Raw genomic sequence first — 21,987 nt, 5'->3', positions numbered from 1 at the left:
AGTCATTTATGTACCATTTCCATATTTTATATTTCGACGGAAAGCTTTCAATAACTCATCAGGCCACATTGGATCTGAAGCCAGATCACTGGATTATTCAATATGTGGATCAGGATTTCAACGATCAGATTGTCCGCTGGGAAATTAATAATATTGAACGGGATCTCAATTTTGATTCGCTATATATTTTCAGATATGGTGATTTTCCCAAACAAACCATCGAATGTAAGGATGGAAATCTGCTTGTTTCTCTGAAACAGCTTTACCCTGAAAAGGCGTTTTTTAGCAAAAGAATTGATTTATTATTAAACCAGAATGCAACGATTATTGCCGGGCTCGCTTGTGCATTAATTGGGCTGCTGGTTGCTGCCTATTTTTATATTCTTCCATGGTTTGCAGAAACTGTTGCAGACAAAATACCTATGGGTATGGAAACGCAGTTGGGAGAAAGAATGTATGAAAATGTTATTTCTCAATATAATAAAGATGATAGCCTGACGCATAAGGTTAATGATTTTGTAAAGGAAATTGATTTTAAAACGGATTATCCGGTTGAGATTACAGTTGTTAAAGAGGATAAAATGAACGCTTTTGCCTTGCCGGGCGGACATATTATTATTTTTGATAACATCATTTCAAACATGAAAACGAAGGAAGAGCTTGCGGCAGTTCTGGCTCACGAAGTTGCGCATGTGCATTACCGTCATGCTCTGAAAAGTGTTTCACGAAGTTTATCCGGTTATTTATTGGTTTCTCTGATTTTCAACGATATCAATGGTATCACCGCTGTTTTGGCTGATAATTCTAATATGTTGTTGAATTTAAATTATTCCAGAAGCCTGGAAAAGGATGCTGACGAAAAAGCGGTGAGGATTTTGCAGGCAAATGGATTGGACTTAAAAGGTTTTGCAGATCTGTTTAAACTGTTAAAATCTGAATCAAATGATTCCAGAACCTTAAATTTGTTAAGCACGCATCCACTGACCGATGATAGAATCAGGTATGCAAAAGACGCTGCACTTCGTCAAAAAGGAATTCGAAATAATGAAAAACTTGATAGGAAATGGCAGGAAATCGTTGAGCAAATGAAATAAAATTGCCCCGTATGGCACCATTTTTGTTATATTGAATTGAAATATAATGTTTTGGAAAAAAAGAAAGTCATATGAAAACGCTCACGAAAGAAGGTCAGAAGAAAATTGAAGATATAGCATTAAGATATGAATTAAGCAAAGACAGTGTTACTGAAATGTTGAAAGCAGTCATTAGCGGAAATGCAACAATGGCACAATTCAATATTCCGGAACTGGGCGGTAGCGGTCAATGGATGAAAGGTGGAATGACAATGGTTGGTGATATGTTTAACCGGACTTTGAAAATTACCGTCGATCAGCTTTGTACTGAACTTGCGCAATTGGTATCAACAGAAATTTTGTTTGAAGAACCTTCCGAAAAAAGTAATGAAATCAAAAATGGAGCTTCGGACAAACCCTGGCCAACCGTTTTTGGTAATCCCACCGCAAGCGGTTCTCAAAACAATTTCCGGTATGCCTACTTTGGCCCGGTACATCGTTTGGTCATTGAACAAAATGGGAGCAGAGCGATTTACGATACAAAGCACCATCAGATTTCGGGTGTTTCTCAGCAGCAGGGTTCCGGACAGTCTTATTTATTGACAAGCCAGGATGGCCCGGTTGATATTTCAACTTTACCATTAATTTCGGAACCGGGAAGTCTGACCCAGGAAACGCCCGGACTCGCTTATGACGTAACCCGATCGGAGGGATGGAAAGAAAATGAGAACACTTCAAAACCAACATTAGCTCCAATTTCAGAAGATTCGATATTTTCAACGATTGAAAAATTGTCTGGCTTATTTGAGAAAGGACATATTACCGAAGAAGAATATAAAGCTAAAAAGGCTGAATTACTGGCAAGACTTTAAGTTAATGGTTAATATTTAATTGTTAATGACGGCGGAATTGGTTTTTATAATTTAATTCTAGTCTGAAAGTAAAAAAAGCCGGATTGAGAAATTTCTCGATCCGGCTTTTTCAATATATCTTATTTATTATAAGCTGTTTACCGCTTTATGTGCATCACGATACTTTTTGATCAGATCGTGTGATGTTTTCAAAGATGCTTTTTGATCCGTGATCAATTGTCTTACCTCAACCGGGATTTCAGCATCTGATGCCAATGCATCTTCGTAAGCATCCTGTGCGGCATCTTCTCCACCTTCGCAGCTTTCCAATGCTGCTTGTCTGCTATGGCCTGTGAAGGTTGCTTTCACGTCCATCCAGATACGGTAGATTTTTCCTGAATTTGTAGTACCCGTTTCCACTTCACCGCCAAGGCTTAATACCTGAGATGTAAGTTCTGATACATAACCTCTGCTTTCATTTGCCATTTTCTGAAATAAACCTTGCAGGTCTACGTCGATATCGTCAGTTTCCGTGATCGCTCTTTCGTATCCTTCAATACGGTCGTTATTAATTTGGATCAGGTCATTTAATACTTCTATAAGATTTTCGTTCGTAGTTGACATAACAGTGTAATTTTAAATGAATATTGATATGACATTTAAAAACTTTATGCCATCGTCAGATTTGCCGTATATGGTGTTTATAATTAGTGAAACCGTGGTGAAGTGTTGCTGTTTTTTCCCGGCTGTGAGGAATAAGAGAAATTGGGCTGTCACCGATAATGTCGCTTACTGTTGTTAAGTATATGATATTAAGCTAGTTATAAAATTAAAACGCGAATCCAATTTTTAAACCGCCCCATTTATGTGTCCTGCCTGTTTCAAATTCCTTGCTTAGGTACGTTCTGTAATATTCAACATATAAATTCCTGACACTTAAAATCACACCATAGGAATTCTGTAAAGTAAAACGATTAATCTGTCCTGCCGTCAAAGTGTAAGGGCTGCTCCGGTTAATAATTCCTCCCTGCATTGTAGCGTCATATCCAACAAGGCTGACCAGCGGCTGCATATAGAAATATAGCTGGTAATTATTTTTAATTCTTTTTTCATGGGTTTGAAATGGAGAATCAAACCGTCCTATCGTTATGGTTGCTCCGCCCTGGATTTTATCAGAAAGTGTACCCAGGCGAATTCCGGAATTTGTATTCAGGGAAATAATATTAGGTACGTTGAAAATCTCCTTTTCGTAATTCAGTTCATAGTTAACAACCACCTCATTTTTGATCTGATATTGCCAACCCATGGGTTCCTGATCACCTGTCCAGCTATGAATTTTCTTTTGCATTTTACCGGCAAAAGCAGCCGGTCCAAGCATTCCGGTACTCAGTACCGATGTTAATCTGGATTTATGTAAGGTGTCAACAGAAGCGGCAAAACTCTTAATCATGATCACGCCGGCAAATGGACGGTCGTTTCGCAGAATTTCATTACTTTTTATACTGGTAGGTGTGAAACCGTAATGTTCAAAAGAAATGCCGTATTTGGTGCGACTGTTTTTTAAATGAAGCAATGTCCGGGTTAATGGATTCTTCCTTAATCCCGGATTTACAAATTCAAAGTTATAACCCTGCGTGTAGTAATAATCCGTTTTACCATAAAAGTCATTATCGTAGTGAATCCGGAAATATTTTTCGCCTGTCACATTTCGGTATGAGGCAAGATTGTCTATCCTCTGGCCAAATGATGAAACCAGAGGGATTAATAAAATAAATGTCAGAAATAGTTTTCGCATAGTAAGAGACATACGCTCTCAAACTTGCAGCGGATTAAGACGGATGCGCCAATAAAGATTTTACATGTAATTCATTATCCGAAAGATACTTTTCATGCGCTACTTCTTTGTTAAAAATGCGTTGGATTTTTCCCTTTTCGTAGGCCAGAAAAACGGCAGGATGCACATAGTATTTTCGACAAACGGTACGCGTATTTCCTAAATGTGCAGCCACAGCATCCAGGCAGGTATTTACAGTTTTATTAAATTCCCTTTTGGTTTTATATTCAGATTGTCCACTCAAAAACTCAAAAGCAGTGACCGTGCCCATCCACGTCCTGAAATCCTTTGCAGAAAAACTGGCTCCGGTATGTATTCTGATATATTCATTTACATGACTTGCCGACAAAGAACATTTTTCCCCTTTTTCATTGATATACTGAAACAGCCTGCGTCCCGGCATCTCTTTGCATTGTTTTACCAGCCTTGCTAACTGTATATCCTTCAAGGTAATATCCTGTTTTACGCCTTTTTTGCCTTTAAACATAAAACGGATCGTTTTACCTTTCACAGTAGCGTGTTTAGCATCCAAAGTAGTAATACCGGACGAACCATGTTTTATTTTATATCGCTGATTTCCAACACGGATACAGGTTTTATCCATTAATTTGATAACCAGTGCGATGGCTTTATCCAGATCAAAAGTACGGCGGCGCAGATCACTTTCTACCTTTTCGCGAAGCTGTGGCAGCGAATCGGAAAAAGTCAGTAACCGGTAATATTTTGTTTGATTACGTATCAAATTCCAATGCGGATGATAACGATACTGTTTACGTCCCGCTTCGTCAATACCAGTGGCCTGAAGATGTCCTTCCGGATCTTTACTGATCCAAACTTCCTGCCACGCAGGTGGTAAAACCAGTGATTTAATTCGGGCAATGGCCTCTTTATCCTTACATCTTTCACCCGATTTTTCAACATAATAAAACCTTGGCGATTTTCCTTTACGGATATATCCCGGTGCATCACTTCCCGAAATGTAATGAAGCCCTGCCGCAGCTGCTGTCAGTGCGGGATCTTTTTTGAGTTTTTTAATTTGTCTTGCGGAAATTACAGGCGGTTCTGTAAGTGTTCCAACGGCTACTGCTCCAGACATGATTCTTGTACTGTTATGTGATTTATTGGCATTATAATAAATCGATACCAGTATAATTAAAGAACTGATCAGTAAAGAGAAGATGAAATTAAATTGTTGATTTTCAGATTTTTAAACCTCAGGTAAGCAGAAAGTAAGGAGTTGCTTACCTGAAAATTGCGGAAGTATCTACTCAGTTTAGAATCACGGGCAGATCAAAATGGCAGATATTTCCGTAGAGATTAATTATTGTTGGCAATAAGGAAGTTGCTGATATCGGGTCGCAGGGCTAAATCACCTTTCTTGGACAAACATTTTTCAAGGATACTGATGAGGCTCGAAAAACTTGTGGGTTTTTGAACATACAGATTAGCACCTGCACTGTAAGCTGACTCCAGAAGATATCCGGCCACAGAAGTTGAGAGAATAATAACCGGAGTTTCCCGAAAAACATCTGTTGCCCTTAGTTCTGAAAGACATTCCAGTCCGTTTTTAACCGGCATATTCATGTCCAGGAATATCATGTCGGGAACAATTTCACTTGATTTTAATTTTTTCATCAACTCCAAACCATTTTCAGCAGTAACAAGGCTGGATGATAAGGGAAGTTGTTCTAATGCTTCCTGAAAAAGGAAGGTATCATCTTCATCATCATCAGCTAAAAAAATATTATAAGATTTTTCGGGGGTCATATTCGGTACTCCTTAGTTGTGTTTTAGTCCAAATGTCTATTATGCGACGGCAAAGTTCTATTTACCGTTTCAATCAGAGATTTTGTTAGGTTAAATCGGTCATAAAATTAATATAACTTTTTTCAAAATACATTTTTAACCGCTGTACTTTGCACACAGTCGATCAAATTTTTTCTATAACCATAATAAAAGGCTCCATGTTGAATAAATTCGTCACTATGAGAAGCGGGAATTGTGCATAGATTGTAGATAACGAGGATTTAGCAGATGTCCCAAAGATAATTTGGGTGGCATAATTTTTTGCTTTTAACTGTTGTATATCACTTAAAATGACAAAAATTATGAAAAAGATAACATTAAGCGCATTATTCCTGGCAAGTATATTAACATTTTCAGCTTGTAATACAGAAAAAAAGGAAGACAGCAAGGAAATGGCTGAGGACGCTAATGAGAAAAAATTTGATGACACTAAGCTTGAAGACGATACAGAGTTTGCTGTTGCAGCGGCAGATGGCGGTATGCTGGAAGTACAATTGGGAGAGCTTGCTGAAAAAAACGCAGCATCACCAGGCGTTAAGGATTTCGGTAAAATGATGGCAAAAGATCACTCTAAGGCAAATGATGAATTAAAGGCCTTGGCAGAAAAAAAGAACATTACACTTCCTACGGCATTAAGCGAAAAATGTCAGAAAATGTATAATGATCTTGCTGAAAAAACAGGAAAAGATTTTGACAAAGCTTATGTATCAGCCATGGTTGATGACCACAAAGAAGATATCAAGAAATTTGAAGAAGCTGCGAAAGATGGCAAAGATGCCGATATAAAAACATGGGCGGCTGAAAAACTGCCAACATTAAATCATCATCTTGAAACGGTACAGGGCCTGAAAGAAACGTTGAAATAAAATCGATATTAATATTTTTGAAAGCGGAATGACCTCAGGTTGTTCCGCTTTTTTTATGCGTATTAAATGAAAGTCCGGTTCTTATTTTAATTAATTCTTGTTTTTTGAAAGTATATAAAGTTATTTTGTCTACTAAATTTATAGAGTAATTCAATCATGCGTATTTCTCTGATGGTTCCAGAAAGTGATTTGATGGAATTTGGTATATAATTAAATAGAATTAATTGTGCAAAAAACAGAATATGATGCCGTAGTTGTAGGGTCAGGTCCAAACGGATTTGCTGCCGCAATAACCTTACAGCAACAGGGGCTTTCTGTTTTATTGGTTGAAGGCAAAAAGGAAATCGGTGGGGGAATGAGAACACAGGCTTTAACACTTCCTGGTTTTTTGCACGATGTCTGTTCCGCTGTTCATCCAATGGCGGTGCTTTCTCCTTTTTTTAAAAGTTTGTCTCTTGAAGAATACGGGCTGGAATTAATTCAGCCAAAACATGCTGCTGCGCATCCTTTTGATGACGGCACAGCTGGTGTCCTGGATCAGTCGGTGGAGGAAACGGCAAGGGGTTTGGGTATGGATGAGGCGGCTTATCTGAATTTTATGGGTCCGGTTGTACGGGATTTGCCAAAATTACTACCGGATTTATTAGGGCCTTTCCCTATACCAAAATATCCGCTGGCCTTGGCAGAATTTGGATTGAAAGCCATTCCATCCGCTGTTTTTATGGCGAATAAATTTAAGACAAAACAGGCACGCGGACTTTGGGCAGGCATGGCCGCTCACGCGATCCAGCCACTGGAAAATCTGACGACATCAGCCATCGGATTGATGTTGATGGCAGCAGGGCATGTAGCCGGCTGGCCCATTCCGAAAGGTGGTTCGCAGTCTATTGCTCATGCGTTAGCAGCCAAATTTCTTGCATTAGGAGGTGAAATTCAAACTGATTTTTTTGTAAAATCATTAAACCAGCTTCCTTCGGCAAAAGTTGTTTTGTTTGATACAACACCCAAGCAGTTAGTAGCTATTGCCGGAGAAAAATTAAATTCATCCTATAAAAATCGCCTGGCAAAATACCGATACGGTATGGGTGTTTTTAAAATCGACTGGGCATTAAGTGAACCTATTCCTTTCAAGGCCAATGCCTGTCAAAGCGCAGGAACGGTCCATTTAGGCAATACACTTGAAGAAATTGCTGAAGGCGAAAAAATGACTTCTGAGGGGAAACAATCTCAAAAACCGTTTGTGCTTTTATCACAACCCACTGTATTTGACAAAAGTCGCGCGCCGGAAGGCAAGCATACTGCCTGGGCATATTGTCACGTTCCCAGCGGCTCAAAGGAAGATATGACTGCTGCAATTGAAAATCAGGTGGAGCGCTTTGCGCCAGGTTTCAAGGATCTTGTTCTTGCACGAAGTACGATGAACACGGAGCAAATGGAAGCTTACAACCCGAACTATATCGGGGGAGATATTAATGGCGGCGTTCAGGATATTTTTCAATTATACACACGCCCGGTATTGAGTTTATCGCCTTACCGGACTTCCAATGCAGGTATTTATCTTTGTTCGTCTTCCACGCCACCGGGCGGAGGCGTTCATGGTATGTGTGGATTTCATGCTGCGAAAACCGCTTTGAAAGATATTTTTAAAATTTCAATTAGTTAAATAAAACTTGTGAATAAGGTCATTGATAATGAATAAAATAAAATTTGAGATGAAGGTTTTTGGAAATTTATTTTTGATGATGTCACTTGCTATGATTGGTTTAAGCTGCCAGACAAAACAGACAGCAGAAGAAAAAACAAAGGATAGTCTGGCCAAGTGTATTGCTGACGGAATGCCTACACGCGCTTCTGCAATTTTGGCAAGTCAGGAAAATATTGTGGAAGGAAAAGGCAGCAAAGACGGAATGGTATTGATCAAAGGCGGTGAATTTCTGATGGGCGCCGATGAATTCCCGGATTCGCGGCCGATGCATAAAGTCAATGTTGACCCGTTTTATATGGACGAACATGAGGTTACAAATGCTGAATTCGCCCGTTTTGTAAAAGCTACAAATTACAAAACAGTCGCTGAACGTCCCCTGAATCCGGCTGATTATCCGGGCGTTCCTGCGGATAAACTTGTTCCGGGCTCAGCGGTTTTTACGCCAACAGCACAAAAAGTTTCTTTGGAAAATCCGTTGCAATGGTGGAATTATGTGCCAGGCGCAAGCTGGTCACAGCCGGAAGGAAAAGGAAGTTCAATCAAAGGCCGTGAAAACTTACCGGTTGTCCATGTGTCTTACGAAGATGCATCGGCTTATGCCAAATGGGCTGGCAAACGTTTGCCAACGGAAGCAGAATGGGAATTTGCTGCGCAGGGTGGGAGAGGTAATCACACCTATTACTGGGGCGATCAGCTGAAACCGGGAAACAAATGGGTTGCCAATATTTACCAGGGAAGTTTTCCGGATCATAATTTAAAAGAGGACGGTTATGCTGCGGCGGCTCCGGTAAAAACCTTTCCTGCCAATCCTTTTGGTTTGTATGATATGGATGGTAATGTCTGGGAATGGTGCGAAGATCTGTACCGTCCGGATTATTATCAGAAAAGTCCTGCTAAAAACCCAACCGGCCCAACAGACAGCTACGATCCAGACGAGCCTGGTGCTGTAAAACGCGTTCAGCGCGGCGGATCGTTTTTGTGCAGCGATGAATATTGCATTCGTTACAAGGCAGGAAGTCGGGGGAAAGGTGAAGTTACCAGCGGAAGTAATAATCTGGGTTTTCGGTGTGTGATGGCTGCAAAATAATTCCGAAAGTATAATTTATTCATTTTGAATGGTTTATGCCAATAATGTCGTCTAAGTTGATAAGAATTATAAATATTTATACTCTATAAACTTAATAGATTAAGTATTCTATTGTTTTTATCAGGAATTAGGCATTACTTTGTAATATAAGATTTAATTTACGATCGAAAATTAAATTATTAGAAACGGATTGTCGTCGTATATGAGTACTCGTTTTTTGACAGTTCCCGGATTAGCGGGTTCAGGCCCGCAGCATTGGCAAACGATTTGGGAAGTTCAGCAACCTGATCTTTTCAAAAGAATTCAACAGGATAACTGGGACTGGCCAAATCGTGAAGACTGGGTTGAAAGGTTACAGGAGAGCATCAGCAAGCTGACTTCTCCCACGGTTCTGGTGGCGCATAGTCTTGGATGTATAACGGTAGTGCATTGGGCAGCTAAATATTCGTCACCATGGATTGAGGGTGCTCTGCTGGTAGCTCCGGCAGATGCGGAACTATCAAAAAGATTGAATTTTGTAGAAGGTTTTGTTCCAATTCCTTTTTCGCCCTTGCCGTTTAAAAGTATCGTTGTAGCCAGTACCAATGATATTTACGCGTCTATCAAACGCTCACAGTTTTTCGCAGCTTCCTGGGGCAGCGAATTTATAAATCTTGGGAAAAAGGGTCATATCAATGCCGTTTCAAAACTGGAAGACTGGCCGGAAGGAAAAGAAATTCTGAAACAACTGGTGAGTCCTGAGATCATTGACATTAAGTGAAGTTATCAATAAAATCAAGTAGTAATTGGGCTAGTACAGTGTATCGGGTGCGATTTGCGCGCCCGATTACCTTTATCAGGAATTTATTTACATCTATATAATCTTTAATCCATTTAATTCAAGAAAACGATGAAAAAGATCTTTGTATTCGCTTTGGTAGGTCTATGGGTAAATGCTGCTGCGATTGCAGGTGATCCTGCTAAATCAAAAGCTGCGGACAAAACTTTAAGTGTTGATACCAAAGCCAGCAAAGTGGTATGGGTTGGTAAAAAAGTAACAGGAGAACACACTGGCACTGTTCCGGTAAGCAGCGGAACTTTGATTTTGGATAAAGATAAATTGAAAGGCGGGAGTTTTGTTCTGGATACCAAATCTCTGACAGTTACTGATTTAACTGACAACGATTCCAACGCAAAATTAACCGGACATTTGAAAGGCAATGACTTTTTTGCGGTAGAAAAATTCCCACAGTCAAAACTTGACATAACCTCGGTAACTGCAAAAGGATCAAACGTATACGATGTGACAGGAAAATTGACGATCAAGGGTATTACAAATGATGTCACTTTTCCCGCAACTGTTAAGGCTGATGGAAAAGCAGTAGCAGCCACAGCGAAAATAACGGTGGACCGTACAAAATATGATATTAAATTCCGCTCAACAAATTTCTTCGAAAATCTTGGCGACAAAGCGATTTCAAACGATTTTGTTCTGGATGTAAATCTGATAGCTAAATAGCTGTTGGCTTATAGGAAATAGCTTTTTGCCCGACCGATTTTTGTTGAAACTACCCGTTGATTTATTTCAGCGGGTAGTTTTTTGTTAAGATTTAAATAAAAAGATTATATTCCTGATAATCTTGAATCGTCTTGCGAGGCCATCCTAACCGCTAAAGCGAATAGCCAACAGCTCCTCATCCAAGTAGTTGAGCTGGCTTTTACTCTTTAATTAATTCGTCATCATAAAACTATACTAATGAGAAACTTTACCAAGGGCCTACTTCCTGCGATTTTATTGATATCAATGCAGGTTCATGCACAAACAAAAAATGAGCTTCCTGACTGGGCTTTTGGCGGTTTTGTGAGACCGGCAAATGTGAATCCGGTTATATCTCCTGATACTACTACGCGGTTTTTGGATCCGATGACCAAAAAGATGGTAGCCTGGGAATCGAATGATACTTTCAATCCGGCGGCGACCATGAAAGATGGGAAAATTGTGGTCATTTATCGTGCTGAGGATAAGTTAGGAAGGGAAATAGGGATGCGCACATCCCGTTTGGGTTATGCTGAAAGTACAGACGGAATTACTTTTAAAAGGAAAAAAACACCGGTTTTTTATCCCGGGGATGATAATCAAAAGGCAATGGAATGGCCGGGAGGTTGCGAAGATCCGCGTGTGGCGGTAACCGAGGACGGAACCTATGTTTTGATTTATACACAATGGAACAGGGACAAAGCCAGACTGGGTATAGCTACTTCAAAAGATCTGGTAAAATGGGAAAAACACGGTCCTGCTTTTGTTAAAGCGTATAATGGGAAATTTAATAATATCTGGTCAAAGTCTGGCTCTATTGTAACCAAACTGGTTAATGACAAACAGGTAATCGCTAAGATAAACGGAAAATACTGGTTGTATTTTGGGGAAGCGAATGTAAATGTGGCTACTTCAACCGACCTGATTAACTGGACGCCCTTGGTGGATGATAAGGAAAACCTGATCAATCTGATTTCGCCGAGAAAAGGATTTTTTGATAGTAATCTTACGGAATGTGGCCCGCCGGCTATTGTTACGGACAAAGGAATTGTTTTGTTATACAATGGAAAAAATGATAAGGGTGCTGATGGTGATCTGAGATTTACACCTAATAGTTATTGCGCAGGTCAGGTTTTATTTGATAAAAATGATCCTTCCAAATTGATCAGTAGAATGGATGTTCCATTTTTCAGGCCCATGGAGCCTTTTGAAAAAAGTGGTCAGTACGTTGCCGGTACCGTGTTTATCGAAGGCATGGTTTACTTTAAGAAAAAGTGGCTTTTATATTATGGCTGTGCGGATTCCAGAGTTGGCGTGGCTGTTTTTGATCCAAAATTAAAAACGCCGGGAGATCCGATACCAACCAGATAACAATTTGTTAATCCCAATTAAAAAACGCTTCTAACTTTCAGCAGATCAGACCTATTGATCTGAAAAACTGAAAGATTGAAGCGTTTTTTACTTATAAATAATATTATTTCTTTTTATAAATCAATCTGAAACGATTCTGGTGGCGTATATCCTGCAAATCAATAAAACTAAATTGAACATATGAAAACGCTTAGACTAAAATTTGCAGGGTTATTGGCAGTCGCTCTATTATCAACATTTGGCGCATTTGCTCAAAAAGAAAAAACAGTAATGGTTGGCGGTGCAGAGATGTATCCTTCTAAAAACATCATTGAAAATGCAGTTAATTCCAAAGATCACACTACTTTGGTAGCAGCAGTAAAAGCAGCTGGTTTGGTAGAAACATTATCAGGAACAGGTCCATTCACTGTTTTTGCACCAATGAATTCAGCATTTGATGCTTTACCAAAAGGAACAGTAGACAATTTGTTGAAACCAGAAAACAAAGACATGCTTACTTCGGTCCTTACTTACCACGTTATTCCTGGTAAAGTGGATTCAAAAGCTGTGGCGATGATGATCAAAGATGGCGGTGGAAAAGCGATGGCAAAAACCGTTCAGGGTGAAGAACTGACTTTCACTATGAAAGGAAAAAATCTGATGGTAACAGATTCAAAAGGAAATTCTGCAAAAGTTACAACAGCTGACGTATATCAGTCAAATGGTGTAATTCATGTAATTGACAAGGTTTTAATGCCTTAAAAATTGTGTGGTTGAAAAGTGAAGTTGGTAGTGGTTTCTCAGTCCTTTCTTTTTCTGGAATTCATGGTGATCCGGAAAAATGAAAGGACTGTTTTTTTGTTATAATACCACATAACTTTCATCAGAAGAATTGTTTATCAATAAAAGTAATCTGGAGACGCTGTCTCTTCTTCCTGACGGCTCAATAAAACAAGTCTAATTTTGCATTATGGATCGAAAGTTATGCAGAAGCGGGAATATATTTCCGATCATATCAGTTTCCCACATTGAATTCGTCATGGTACGGTTTTTAGTATTAGTCGACAGATTTTTAGCAGTTTACAAAATAAGGATAAATGATTTTTTCTTTTGATATATTAATTTAATTGGTTTTTTAGTTAAATAGATATCTGAAATCAGGATTTAAACCTTTCCGTTGAAAAGCTGTCAGATATATCGTAAACTAAAATAAATCCAACTGTATGAAAAGGATAGTGAAAATGACAAAATCCATCGTGATGATGGTTGTGGCGGGGACTTTAATGCTGGCCTGTAGTCAGGCACTTCAAACGAGTTATGATTACGACTCGTCCGTAAATCTTAAACAATTCAAAACTTTTAACGTAGCACCTGAGCGTAGTAATGAGCAAGATCCACTGTTGGGTAGCGATTTGAATAAGAGAAGACTCCGGGATGCTGTGATTGAGGTTATGCAGGGCAAAGGCTATAAACTGGATCAGAATCCGGAGATTGTAGTTCGTTTTATGACAGATGTTAAGGAGCGTCAGCAGGTACGTTCGAACAATAGTTATTCGCCTTACATGTGGTGGTATGGTGGTGGAAATAATATTTCTACTTACAATTATCAGGAAAGCCGGTTCATCCTGAACATTTATCAAAAGAATAATGATAAAATGATCTGGCAGGGCTGGGCTTCCGGAAAAGTGAAACCTCCTACAAAAAAAGATGATCGTGAAACTATGGTAAAAAACACGATGGCTGATATTTTGAGAACATTCCCTCAGGCAACTGCGGATACTTATAGTTCAAAGTAAAAAGTCGGGAGTTAAATAAAATGGGAGATAACGTTTCGGCGTTGTCTCCCATTTTATTTATGGTGTAGGTTATTATATGGTGGTGGGCTGTACTTTTGGCAGCATGGTGCATCTTGTTTTCAAACGTTTCATGTGAGTTGTATACAAATGCGGGCGGTTTAAAAAAGAATCCGCCGGGGCAGAATCAGTAGGGTTGTGGCTGGTAATTGTAAAGCAAATCTGTGGTAATTATTTCATGCCATTTCTTCAATACGAATTTTAACATATTCTATCGGATCAGGTTCGTCGATAGGATAGTTTTCTGCTTCATATTTATTAACGACAAGTACGAGTAAGTCTAGTTCTTTTGCTTTGATACTTCCTTTCGGTGAGTCAAATAACTGATCAATCCGTGTTATGGCTTGATCGTATTATCCTTCGGTTTCGATTGATTTAATTGTCATAGTTGTGTGTGTTTATTGAATGGAGTAAATATTTACTGATAGTGATCCTTAGGTTCTTTAATGAGTCCCAGGATTTGGGTTTTGAATGTGTAGTCTAGTATTGCTGCAATTACAAATATAATTAACTGTAATATACAAAGAAGAAGTTGCCATATAGACAACTTCTTCTTTAAATAATGGCTTTATTAAATCAAAATTCTTTACTTCCCCACCGCCTTAATCACAGCCTTCTCCAAACTCTGATTATTCGGAAATTCCTGCGGTAACCAGCGTTCCACAATTTTTCCGGAAGCATTAATTACCACGAATGGATAACGAATATCCACCGCGTAATTCTGTCTTAATGATTCAGCAGCATCTTCCGAAGCCCATAAATGTTTTACACCGGCTCTGTCCTGTGCATAGGTTTTCCAGCTGCCAAATGGCATTCCTGAAATAAGCGTTACATAAGCGAAAGTTACTTTATCACCATATTTAGCTTCCATCGCTTTCAAACTTGGCTCATGTGCACCGATATTAAACTGAAAAACCATCACAGTCGGTTTGCCTTCCAGATTTCTCAAAGTTACTGCTGAGCTATCGCTGCCCAGTAGCGTAAAATCAGGTGCATTGGAGCCGGGAGTCAGTTTTGCTTTTGTTTCCAAAAGTTTGGTAAAATAATCCGTGTATTCAGATTTTGGATATTTTGCTTTGTAATCGGTTAATAAATTCTGGCTGGTTTCAAGCGTTGGAATCGCCGTTGCCGCATAGTTTAACCAATAAGTCTGAAGATATTCTTCCTGTTTTGGATGGCCTTGTAATTTTGTTTTGCTGTAATGATAAACATCCGTGATCGCCTGCGGACTCAGCTCATAACGGGTTGCAGAATCCAATGGGAACTTCCGTGTTGTTGGAATAAGTATCCAGTTTCTAAGCTCTTCACGATAAGATTGACTTAATAAGGCTTCATCCGGTAATACTTTAAAATTTGCCAAAGTCAGATCTTCCAATTCCTTTTGCTGAGCCGGATCCAGTTTTTTTACCCTGTTTCTGCGCATGATTTTTTCCTGAAGCAATCTGTGGATCAGAAAAGGTTCAGTCGTTGTAGTCGCATTTACATAGGCATCAAAAGCGGGTGATGGCGGATTTGAGGTTTTGAATGTTGCATAAGCCGTTTGTCTGACTTTCTGCAAACTATCGCTTTGTTGCGCTACGCTTTTGTTGTCGATCTGTGACGGTTTGTAACCAAAAACCGGCAAATACTGATATTGATTTTCAAGAAAATAAGTTTTCAGGAAATTCTGGTAAGCAGCATTTTTACCGGAAAAGGTAACATCAGCATTTCCTGCAAAACTGGCAGTCAGATCATCTCCCGGCTGAATAAATAACATCCAGGTTTTATTTACGCCACCACCGCTGTATTGAAGGCGCATAATTTTAGGTTCGCTTAATGCGGCACTAACATGTTCAGAGTTTTTCTCCTTAAAATTAACCATTGCCAGTGGTTCCAGTCTTGTGTCCGCTAATCCGATGCCCAGGTTGGGGTGAAAGTGTACATCTTCTAAAACAAGAGAAACAATACCTTCATCGGGTTTGGTGGCAGTTAATGTGATGGTCGAGGTCTTTTGTGCAAAAGATAACAGACTGGAAAGAAGAAAAATAAGTGTGGTAATTTTTTTCATGAATGCAGAGATTGGTTTTTTTAGTTTTAAGTATAATAAGGATTTTATAATCAAAGGATTATAATCCTTTTGTCATTACCAGAAAATGAAATAATTATGCCAATATCGGATTTCTTTTTGTTAATACGACCGATGTCGGGTTGAACATTCCATTTTTCGTTACGCAGCGTTATCTTTGACTGTGGATCAGGAATTCCTGAGTCCAAAGAAATTTCGCCATTTTTCGGCACCATAATATGATGAATCGCCTGACCTTACTGGATTTTAATAACTTTCGTGATGAATTTGAAGGAGAACTTTACTTCGATGATTCAACGCTGCATACTGCACAAAGAAAAATTTATGCAACCGACGCTTCTGTTTATCAGGAACTGCCGCTTGCCGTTGCTTTGCCTAAAACGGTAGAGGATATTCGCAGACTTATAAAATTTGCCAACAACCAGAAAGTGACGCTGATTCCAAGAGCGGCAGGAACTTCGCTGGCCGGGCAGGTTGTGGGAAAAGGAATCGTTGTTGATATTTCAAAACATTTCGGCGCGATTCTGGAAGTTAATGCGGAGGAGAAATGGGTGAGGGTGCAGCCGGGCGTGATCCGGGATGATTTGAACAAACATCTCGCGCAATATGGTTTGTTATTCGGGCCGGAAACTTCTACGGCCAGTCGTGCGATGATCGGCGGAATGATCGGGAATAATTCCTGCGGCCTTCATTCGATAAGCTGGGGAACTACGCGGGATCATTTGTTGGAAGTGAAAGCTTTATTATCCGATGGTTCAGAAACTGTTTTTAACAATTCAGCCGTTGGAGATTATACTAAAAAACTATCCTCAAACACTGCCGGGAAACGTGAGCAGTCAATTTATGCGGGTATGTGGGGGATTTTGTCAAATCCTGTTGATCAGGAATTGATCAAAAAACAATTTGCAAAACCAACGGTAACACGCCGCAATTCGGGTTATGCGCTTGATGCTTTGGTTAGTAATTTTGAAAAAGATCAGATCAATTTATGTAATTTGATCGCTGGCTCTGAAGGGACCTTATGTTTTGTGACCGAAGCTAAAATTGCTTTGGTGGATATGCCGCCGGCTTCGGTGGGTGTGGTTTGTATTCATGCCAATTCTCTTGCGGAATCGCTTCATGCAAACCGTGTTGCGATGAAATACAATCCGAAAGCGTCTGAATTGGTGGACCGGTATATCATGGACTTCACCAAAGGTCACCATATTTATTCCAAAAACAGATTTTTTCTGGAAGGTGATCCGGCTGCTTTGCTGATGGTTGAGTTTTGGGGAAATACAGATGAGGAAGTGAAAAAGCAAGCGGATGTATTGATCGCTGATCTGCTCTCGGAAAGTTTAGGTTATGCCTATCCGGTTTTGTTCGGTGACGATGCAACCAGGGCCTGGGACATCAGAAAAGCAGGTTTAGGTTTGATCAGAAATTTGCCGGGCGATACACAGCCGGTTAATTTAATTGAAGACTGCGCCGTGGCTGTTGAAGATTTGCCTGATTATATCGAAGATCTTGAAAAACTGATTGCTGGTCACGGTTTGCACGCATCCTATTATGCACATGCTGGCGCGGGCGAGTTGCACGTCGAGCCAATGATCAATCTGAAAACAAGCGAAGGGAAACAGAAATTCAGACAGGTACTGGCAGATACTGCGGTTCTTGTCAAAAAATATAACGGAGCACTCTCCGGAGAACATGGAGACGGGCGTCTTCGCGGAGAATTTATTCCGTTTATGATGGGCGAAGAGGTGTACGAAATCTTCCGTCAGGTGAAACGGATCTGGGATCCAAATGGCATTTTTAATGCAAACAAGATCGTTGATACGCCGCCGATGAATGAGTTTCTCCGATATGAACAAGATAAACCGCAGCCTCAGATTGCCACGACTTTCGATTTTTCTAAACAGGAGGGAATTCTTCGTCTGGCTGAAAAATGCAGCGGATCAGGAGATTGCCGCAAAACAGAGCTAACCGGCGGAACAATGTGCCCAAGTTATATGGCCACACGCAAGGAACGCGATACGACGCGCGCAAGGGCAAATATTTTACGTCAGTATTTAACACCGGGAACTGGACCAGCTGATACCGGAACATCTCAGGAAATGGTAAAAGAGATTCTGGATCTTTGTTTGTCATGCAAAGGTTGTAAATCTGAATGTCCATCAAGCGTTGATGTCGGAAAAATGAAAGCGGAATTTACCCAGCAATATTATGAAACGCACGCCATTCCGTTAAGGACCAGTCTGATTGCAAATTTTGGCAAACAGATGAAGCTGGCTTCTATTGCACCCTGGGCGTTTAACGCTGTTTTTGGAACACCTGCATTAAGAAAGGTAGCGAATAAAATGGTTGGTTTCCATCCGGAACGTTCCATGCCTCTACTATCAGGTACAACTTTAAAACGTTGGTGGGAGAAAAGGAATTCTAAAAATAACAATACCGAAACGCATTCCAGAGTCTATCTTTTTTGTGATGAATTTACCAACTATAACGATGTTGAAATTGGAAAAAAAGCAGTCATGCTTTTGGAGAAACTTGGGTATGAAGTAATCATTCCGGAACATGCAGAATCGGGTAGGTCTTATCTATCAAAAGGATTAGTCAAAGAAGCACAGAAGTTAGCCGTTAAAAATATTGAATTACTGAAAGATATTATTACGCAAAAAACACCATTGATCGGTATTGAGCCGTCGGCAATTTTGTCTTTCAGAGACGAATATATTGATCTTGTTCCCGAACATTTAAAAATCGATGCGCAAAACATAGCTGCAAATGCCTTACTTTTTGAAGAATTTATTTCAAGAGAAATTGAGGCCAAAAGGATTACAAAAGCGTCTTTTAGTAAAGAACAGCGATTGATCAAACTCCACGGTCATTGTCATCAAAAAGCACTGTCGTCTCTGTCTACTTCAAAAATAGCCTTGTCGTTGCCCGAAAATTATAAGGTACAGCTGATCCCGTCAGGTTGCTGCGGAATGGCCGGATCGTTTGGATATGAGGAAGAGCATTATGAAGTCTCCATGCAGATTGGAGAGCTGGTGTTATTTCCAACTGTGCGTCAACAGCCGGATGAGGTTATTATAGCCGCACCCGGAACCAGCTGCCGACATCAAATAAAGGATGGGACCGGACGTAAGGCTAAACATCCGATCGAAATATTATGGGAAGCACTGAATTGATTATTCAGTGCCTCTCACGCTTTTCATGATCGTGTCCGGATGTACTTCCATCGTTGTGTCATAAGCAGCAGTATCTGCGGGCATGGTTGCATTCTCGGATGGTGTTTCTGATTCTTTGAAGTTCTCATTGTGATTCAAAAAACCTCCCCAAAAAGCAATTGCCATCAGTGTCACACCGGCTACTAACACCCATACCCACACTTTTTTCGTATTTTTAGTAGCTCTCGCTTCGTTATCTGTTTCTTTTCTGTCCATGATTGTAGTGATTTGGTTTTAAAACTGGCATACCATTTTTATACCAAATCAAAATCTTACCATTAAATAAGGTTTAGGTGTAATTGTGTTGAAAAAATTACCCTAAATCGTGTTTAAACGAACAAATAATATACTAAAAGCGTTGAATTTATGTTAGTTTCCTGAACTCACGCGAAATCCAACTTCTTTGTTTTTTTATAAACAGACTCTCAAAATATGAAATGCTACTCATTACTTACAGCCATGATTTTATCAATCCTGATTTTTTCGAATCAGGAAAGCAAAGCGCAGGATACTAAAAATTTTTTTTCGGTAACAGGAGGATATAGCCTGCCTGTCGGGCAGCTTGCCAGAGAAAAGTTGAATGACCCACTGGCAGGTTTGGCCGGGTCTGGTCATTTTGGTCAGGTTAATTTTGATCATCGGATCTGGCGCGGGTTTGGTTTCCGGCTTTCCGGAAGCTTAAATGTTAATAAAACGAATTCTGACCCGATCATCGAAAAGGCCAATTCTTATGTTCAGGCTATCGGCAGGACTTATACCTGGCAAAGTGATGTGTCGGAATGGAAAATGGGTGCAGTTCTTTTTGGACCTGCTATATATTTGAATATGAACAGAGTGCAAATTGAAGCGCACTTGCAAGGAGGAATAGTGAGGGCAAGTACACCATCTGTTTATTTGACCGGGCAAGGGTTAACGGCCGATGGAAATATAGATCCTACGGCGACAAAAGTGGATGTGAGTTTAAATCACACAATCGTTAAGCCCATTGGATTTGGAGCAGGAGCAAGTATTCGCTTGCCGCTGTTTAAAGCATTGTTTTTCCAAATAAGCGGTGATGTTATCGGCGCCAAAGCAGAGGTTAAAGATCTCGCCATTGTAGCAAATGTTGGTGGAAATCCTTATTCTGATCGTTTAAACGAGAGAAGATTTATTGGTGTTGTAAATGTTGGAGCCGGTTTAGGATTGGCATTTTAATAAAGAAATATCTGTAATTGTTTAGTTTGATAAACAAAAAAAACAGGATATCGCACGAAGCTGATATCCTGTTTTTGTTATAATACAAGTCGAAAATTATGTTTTATTTAATGTCTATTTTGCAAACCATAGTTTAAGTTTCATATCATTCTTGCCACCCTGTTTTGTAAGGGCCGACGAGAAATTATCAAAGTTCAGAGATTCTTCCGAACCTGGATACGGCAATCTCGTTGGAAGAACGTTTTGGTTTGTGTTCAAAGTAGGTATTTTAAGCGCAGGAATCCCCGTACGACGGTATTCTGTCCAGGCTTCCAAACCTTGTCCATACAATGCAATCCATTTTTGTTCCATGATCTGCGTAAAGCCATCGGCTCCGGCTTTCAAAGCATTTGCCGAGATGTAGTCGGTTGGTGCCGCCAGTTTGTATTGTGCAAAGGAGGCTGTGATCGCCGCGGCATAATTGGTTGCAGCCTCACCGGCAATTGTTACTCCTTTATAAGCAAATTCAGCTTTCAGGAATAGTAACTCAGCATAAGTCATAATCACACCCGGCGCAGTTGCCGCTACAAAATAACTTCCAACTTTTGAAGTTTTTGTAAGTCCAAGTGCATTGGCATCAGAAGAAGACAAGCCGTTCGGGACACCTTTGTATGGTCCGCCATCTGCCGGCAAGTTCGCGTAAATTGGTAAACGTGCATCATTAAGTGCTGTCAGGCGATCTACCAAAGTTGCGCTCACACGGTGATCGTCACGGGTTTTGCGGTTGACATTAACAGGATTCTGGTTGTTGGTCGCATCCAGATAGTTAAGCTGAATATTATCTGAAACAGAAGCGATTACCGGATACTTTGCCGGATCAGACAGAATTCTTGTAATTTCAGATTTAACATTGATGGGAGCGTCTGCCTTGTCAATCATTCTGCTTAGAATTTTCAAACTCAATGAATTTGCGAATTTTTTCCATTTCAACATATCTCCGTTAAAAAGAATATCTCCCGAAACAGGCATCGAAGTATTCGCAACATTGATGGATTCACCCGCTGTTTTCAGTTCAGCAACCAATCCGGCATATACATCTTTTTGCGCAGTGTATGCGGGCAACAGTGTGCCTTCCAATCCTTTAAGTGCATCCGTGTAAGGGATATCACCATAAATGTCGGTCAGCAACATAAAAACCCAGGAGCGTAAAATCACTGCAACAGCCTGGTAATTCGTGTTTCCTGATTCTGCACCAAGTTTGTAAATACGGGTATAATCCGCAAGCGATTCAATGTATAGCCCGGACCATCCGGCGGTATAAACATCACTGGAAACCGTATATTGATCTATGTCGGTATACTGAATTCTGGCCCAGTGTTGGGAGAATCCTTCGCCAATATCCATCCCAAGCGATCCGCCCGACTGAATATCTACCGCACTTTGGATACCATGTGGCAGAAAAAGGTCGGCTGTTCCGGTGGCTGCGCTGTTTGGGTTTGTGTTAAGTTCGTCAAAATCTCCTGTACATGCGGACACGCACAGAAGGGTTGCTGCCAATATTAGCTTTGAGCGAAATGAATATATAATGCTTTTCAT

General features: G+C 40.1%; 19 protein-coding genes. 12 read left to right on the top strand and 7 right to left on the bottom strand.

Features of this window, described 5'->3' with window-relative positions; translation table 11 throughout:
- The first annotated feature begins 8 nt into the window (after positions 1 to 8).
- Both LXL81_RS25060 and LXL81_RS25055 read left to right on the top strand, forming a co-directional pair.
- Positions 9 to 1,094, top strand: coding sequence for a M48 family metallopeptidase (locus tag LXL81_RS25060; RefSeq protein ID WP_234650067.1), 1,086 nt, complete (start codon positions 9 to 11; stop codon positions 1,092 to 1,094).
- 71 nt (positions 1,095 to 1,165) lie between these two features.
- Positions 1,166 to 1,945 carry an SHOCT domain-containing protein gene (locus tag LXL81_RS25055; protein WP_234650064.1) on the top strand — a complete coding sequence of 260 codons (780 nt, stop codon included), beginning with the start codon at positions 1,166 to 1,168 and terminating at the stop codon, positions 1,943 to 1,945.
- A gap of 126 nt (positions 1,946 to 2,071) precedes the next feature.
- Here the strand turns inward: LXL81_RS25055 and LXL81_RS25050 are convergent, their stop codons facing one another.
- From LXL81_RS25050 to LXL81_RS25035, 4 genes are all read right to left on the bottom strand, one after another.
- Positions 2,072 to 2,548: a PA2169 family four-helix-bundle protein gene (locus LXL81_RS25050; RefSeq protein WP_234650063.1), complete on the bottom strand. Its 477-nt coding sequence runs from the start codon at positions 2,546 to 2,548 to the stop codon at positions 2,072 to 2,074.
- A gap of 205 nt (positions 2,549 to 2,753) precedes the next feature.
- Positions 2,754 to 3,719, bottom strand: a complete 966-nt coding sequence (locus LXL81_RS25045) for a lipid A deacylase LpxR family protein (protein WP_234650061.1) — start codon at positions 3,717 to 3,719, stop codon at positions 2,754 to 2,756.
- A gap of 34 nt (positions 3,720 to 3,753) precedes the next feature.
- Positions 3,754 to 4,854: a DNA topoisomerase IB gene (locus LXL81_RS25040; protein WP_234650059.1), complete on the bottom strand. Its 1,101-nt coding sequence runs from the start codon at positions 4,852 to 4,854 to the stop codon at positions 3,754 to 3,756.
- 221 nt (positions 4,855 to 5,075) lie between these two features.
- Complete coding sequence (locus LXL81_RS25035; protein ID WP_234650057.1) at positions 5,076 to 5,525, bottom strand: response regulator; 450 nt, start codon at positions 5,523 to 5,525, stop codon at positions 5,076 to 5,078.
- A gap of 341 nt (positions 5,526 to 5,866) precedes the next feature.
- Here LXL81_RS25035 and LXL81_RS25030 point away from each other — a divergent pair, with 341 nt between their 5' ends.
- From LXL81_RS25030 to LXL81_RS24995, 8 genes are all read left to right on the top strand, one after another.
- Positions 5,867 to 6,430 (top strand): DUF4142 domain-containing protein, encoded by a 564-nt coding sequence (locus LXL81_RS25030; RefSeq protein ID WP_234650055.1) that lies wholly within the window; start codon positions 5,867 to 5,869, stop codon positions 6,428 to 6,430.
- Positions 6,431 to 6,656: 226 nt separating this feature from the next.
- Entirely contained in the window at positions 6,657 to 8,093 is a 1,437-nt protein-coding gene (locus LXL81_RS25025) for an NAD(P)/FAD-dependent oxidoreductase (RefSeq protein ID WP_234650054.1), read from the top strand.
- 76 nt (positions 8,094 to 8,169) lie between these two features.
- Complete coding sequence (locus tag LXL81_RS25020) at positions 8,170 to 9,222, top strand: formylglycine-generating enzyme family protein (RefSeq protein WP_409013969.1); 1,053 nt, start codon at positions 8,170 to 8,172, stop codon at positions 9,220 to 9,222.
- A gap of 202 nt (positions 9,223 to 9,424) precedes the next feature.
- Positions 9,425 to 9,982 carry an alpha/beta hydrolase gene (locus tag LXL81_RS25015; RefSeq protein ID WP_234650049.1) on the top strand — a complete coding sequence of 186 codons (558 nt, stop codon included), beginning with the start codon at positions 9,425 to 9,427 and terminating at the stop codon, positions 9,980 to 9,982.
- A gap of 129 nt (positions 9,983 to 10,111) precedes the next feature.
- On the top strand, positions 10,112 to 10,720 hold the full coding sequence (locus LXL81_RS25010; RefSeq protein ID WP_234650047.1) for a YceI family protein: 609 nt from the start codon (positions 10,112 to 10,114) through the stop codon (positions 10,718 to 10,720).
- 237 nt (positions 10,721 to 10,957) lie between these two features.
- Positions 10,958 to 12,109: a glycoside hydrolase family 130 protein gene (locus LXL81_RS25005; protein ID WP_234650045.1), complete on the top strand. Its 1,152-nt coding sequence runs from the start codon at positions 10,958 to 10,960 to the stop codon at positions 12,107 to 12,109.
- A 180-nt stretch (positions 12,110 to 12,289) separates the two neighbouring features.
- A complete protein-coding gene (locus tag LXL81_RS25000; protein WP_234650043.1) occupies positions 12,290 to 12,850 on the top strand; it encodes a fasciclin domain-containing protein in 561 nt (186 codons plus the stop codon).
- Positions 12,851 to 13,311: 461 nt separating this feature from the next.
- Complete coding sequence (locus LXL81_RS24995) at positions 13,312 to 13,884, top strand: DUF4136 domain-containing protein (protein ID WP_234650041.1); 573 nt, start codon at positions 13,312 to 13,314, stop codon at positions 13,882 to 13,884.
- Positions 13,885 to 14,527: 643 nt separating this feature from the next.
- Here the strand turns inward: LXL81_RS24995 and LXL81_RS24990 are convergent.
- Positions 14,528 to 15,988, bottom strand: coding sequence for a hypothetical protein (locus tag LXL81_RS24990; RefSeq protein ID WP_234650038.1), 1,461 nt, complete (start codon positions 15,986 to 15,988; stop codon positions 14,528 to 14,530).
- A 239-nt stretch (positions 15,989 to 16,227) separates the two neighbouring features.
- Here LXL81_RS24990 and LXL81_RS24985 point away from each other — a divergent pair, with 239 nt between their 5' ends.
- Positions 16,228 to 19,179 carry an FAD-binding and (Fe-S)-binding domain-containing protein gene (locus LXL81_RS24985; RefSeq protein ID WP_234650102.1) on the top strand — a complete coding sequence of 984 codons (2,952 nt, stop codon included), beginning with the start codon at positions 16,228 to 16,230 and terminating at the stop codon, positions 19,177 to 19,179.
- On the opposite strand, the gene LXL81_RS24980 is transcribed toward LXL81_RS24985, so the two are convergent.
- Positions 19,180 to 19,434 carry a hypothetical protein gene (locus tag LXL81_RS24980; protein WP_234650036.1) on the bottom strand — a complete coding sequence of 85 codons (255 nt, stop codon included), beginning with the start codon at positions 19,432 to 19,434 and terminating at the stop codon, positions 19,180 to 19,182.
- Positions 19,435 to 19,650: 216 nt separating this feature from the next.
- On the opposite strand from LXL81_RS24980, the gene LXL81_RS24975 reads away from it, so the two are divergent.
- Positions 19,651 to 20,412 (top strand): hypothetical protein, encoded by a 762-nt coding sequence (locus tag LXL81_RS24975; RefSeq protein WP_234650034.1) that lies wholly within the window; start codon positions 19,651 to 19,653, stop codon positions 20,410 to 20,412.
- A 114-nt stretch (positions 20,413 to 20,526) separates the two neighbouring features.
- Here LXL81_RS24975 and LXL81_RS24970 read toward each other — a convergent pair whose 3' ends face one another.
- Positions 20,527 to 21,987: a SusD/RagB family nutrient-binding outer membrane lipoprotein gene (locus LXL81_RS24970; RefSeq protein WP_234650032.1), complete on the bottom strand. Its 1,461-nt coding sequence runs from the start codon at positions 21,985 to 21,987 to the stop codon at positions 20,527 to 20,529.

The organism is Dyadobacter sp. CY356 (assembly GCF_021440195.1).
Lineage (GTDB): Bacteria > Bacteroidota > Bacteroidia > Cytophagales > Spirosomataceae > Dyadobacter.
This window is presented reverse-complemented; position numbering and strand designations above follow the sequence as displayed.

Excerpts from the sequence above, each read along its gene's own strand:
- LXL81_RS25030 (WP_234650055.1), top strand. The coding sequence starts at position 5,867 with ATGAAAAAGATAACATTAAGCGCATTATTCCTGGCAAGTATATTAACA.
- LXL81_RS25050 (WP_234650063.1), bottom strand. The coding sequence starts at position 2,548 with ATGTCAACTACGAACGAAAATCTTATAGAAGTATTAAATGACCTGATC.
- LXL81_RS24995 (WP_234650041.1), top strand. The coding sequence starts at position 13,312 with ATGAAAAGGATAGTGAAAATGACAAAATCCATCGTGATGATGGTTGTG.
- LXL81_RS25045 (WP_234650061.1), bottom strand. The coding sequence starts at position 3,719 with ATGCGAAAACTATTTCTGACATTTATTTTATTAATCCCTCTGGTTTCA.
- LXL81_RS25060 (WP_234650067.1), top strand. The coding sequence starts at position 9 with ATGTACCATTTCCATATTTTATATTTCGACGGAAAGCTTTCAATAACT.
- LXL81_RS24975 (WP_234650034.1), top strand. The coding sequence starts at position 19,651 with ATGAAATGCTACTCATTACTTACAGCCATGATTTTATCAATCCTGATT.
- LXL81_RS25000 (WP_234650043.1), top strand. The coding sequence starts at position 12,290 with ATGAAAACGCTTAGACTAAAATTTGCAGGGTTATTGGCAGTCGCTCTA.
- LXL81_RS25040 (WP_234650059.1), bottom strand. The coding sequence starts at position 4,854 with ATGTCTGGAGCAGTAGCCGTTGGAACACTTACAGAACCGCCTGTAATT.
- LXL81_RS25010 (WP_234650047.1), top strand. The coding sequence starts at position 10,112 with ATGAAAAAGATCTTTGTATTCGCTTTGGTAGGTCTATGGGTAAATGCT.
- LXL81_RS24990 (WP_234650038.1), bottom strand. The coding sequence starts at position 15,988 with ATGAAAAAAATTACCACACTTATTTTTCTTCTTTCCAGTCTGTTATCT.
- LXL81_RS24985 (WP_234650102.1), top strand. The coding sequence starts at position 16,228 with ATGAATCGCCTGACCTTACTGGATTTTAATAACTTTCGTGATGAATTT.
- LXL81_RS25015 (WP_234650049.1), top strand. The coding sequence starts at position 9,425 with ATGAGTACTCGTTTTTTGACAGTTCCCGGATTAGCGGGTTCAGGCCCG.
- LXL81_RS25035 (WP_234650057.1), bottom strand. The coding sequence starts at position 5,525 with ATGACCCCCGAAAAATCTTATAATATTTTTTTAGCTGATGATGATGAA.
- LXL81_RS24980 (WP_234650036.1), bottom strand. The coding sequence starts at position 19,434 with ATGGACAGAAAAGAAACAGATAACGAAGCGAGAGCTACTAAAAATACG.
- LXL81_RS24970 (WP_234650032.1), bottom strand. The coding sequence starts at position 21,987 with ATGAAAAGCATTATATATTCATTTCGCTCAAAGCTAATATTGGCAGCA.
- LXL81_RS25005 (WP_234650045.1), top strand. The coding sequence starts at position 10,958 with ATGAGAAACTTTACCAAGGGCCTACTTCCTGCGATTTTATTGATATCA.
- LXL81_RS25055 (WP_234650064.1), top strand. The coding sequence starts at position 1,166 with ATGAAAACGCTCACGAAAGAAGGTCAGAAGAAAATTGAAGATATAGCA.
- LXL81_RS25020 (WP_409013969.1), top strand. The coding sequence starts at position 8,170 with ATGATGTCACTTGCTATGATTGGTTTAAGCTGCCAGACAAAACAGACA.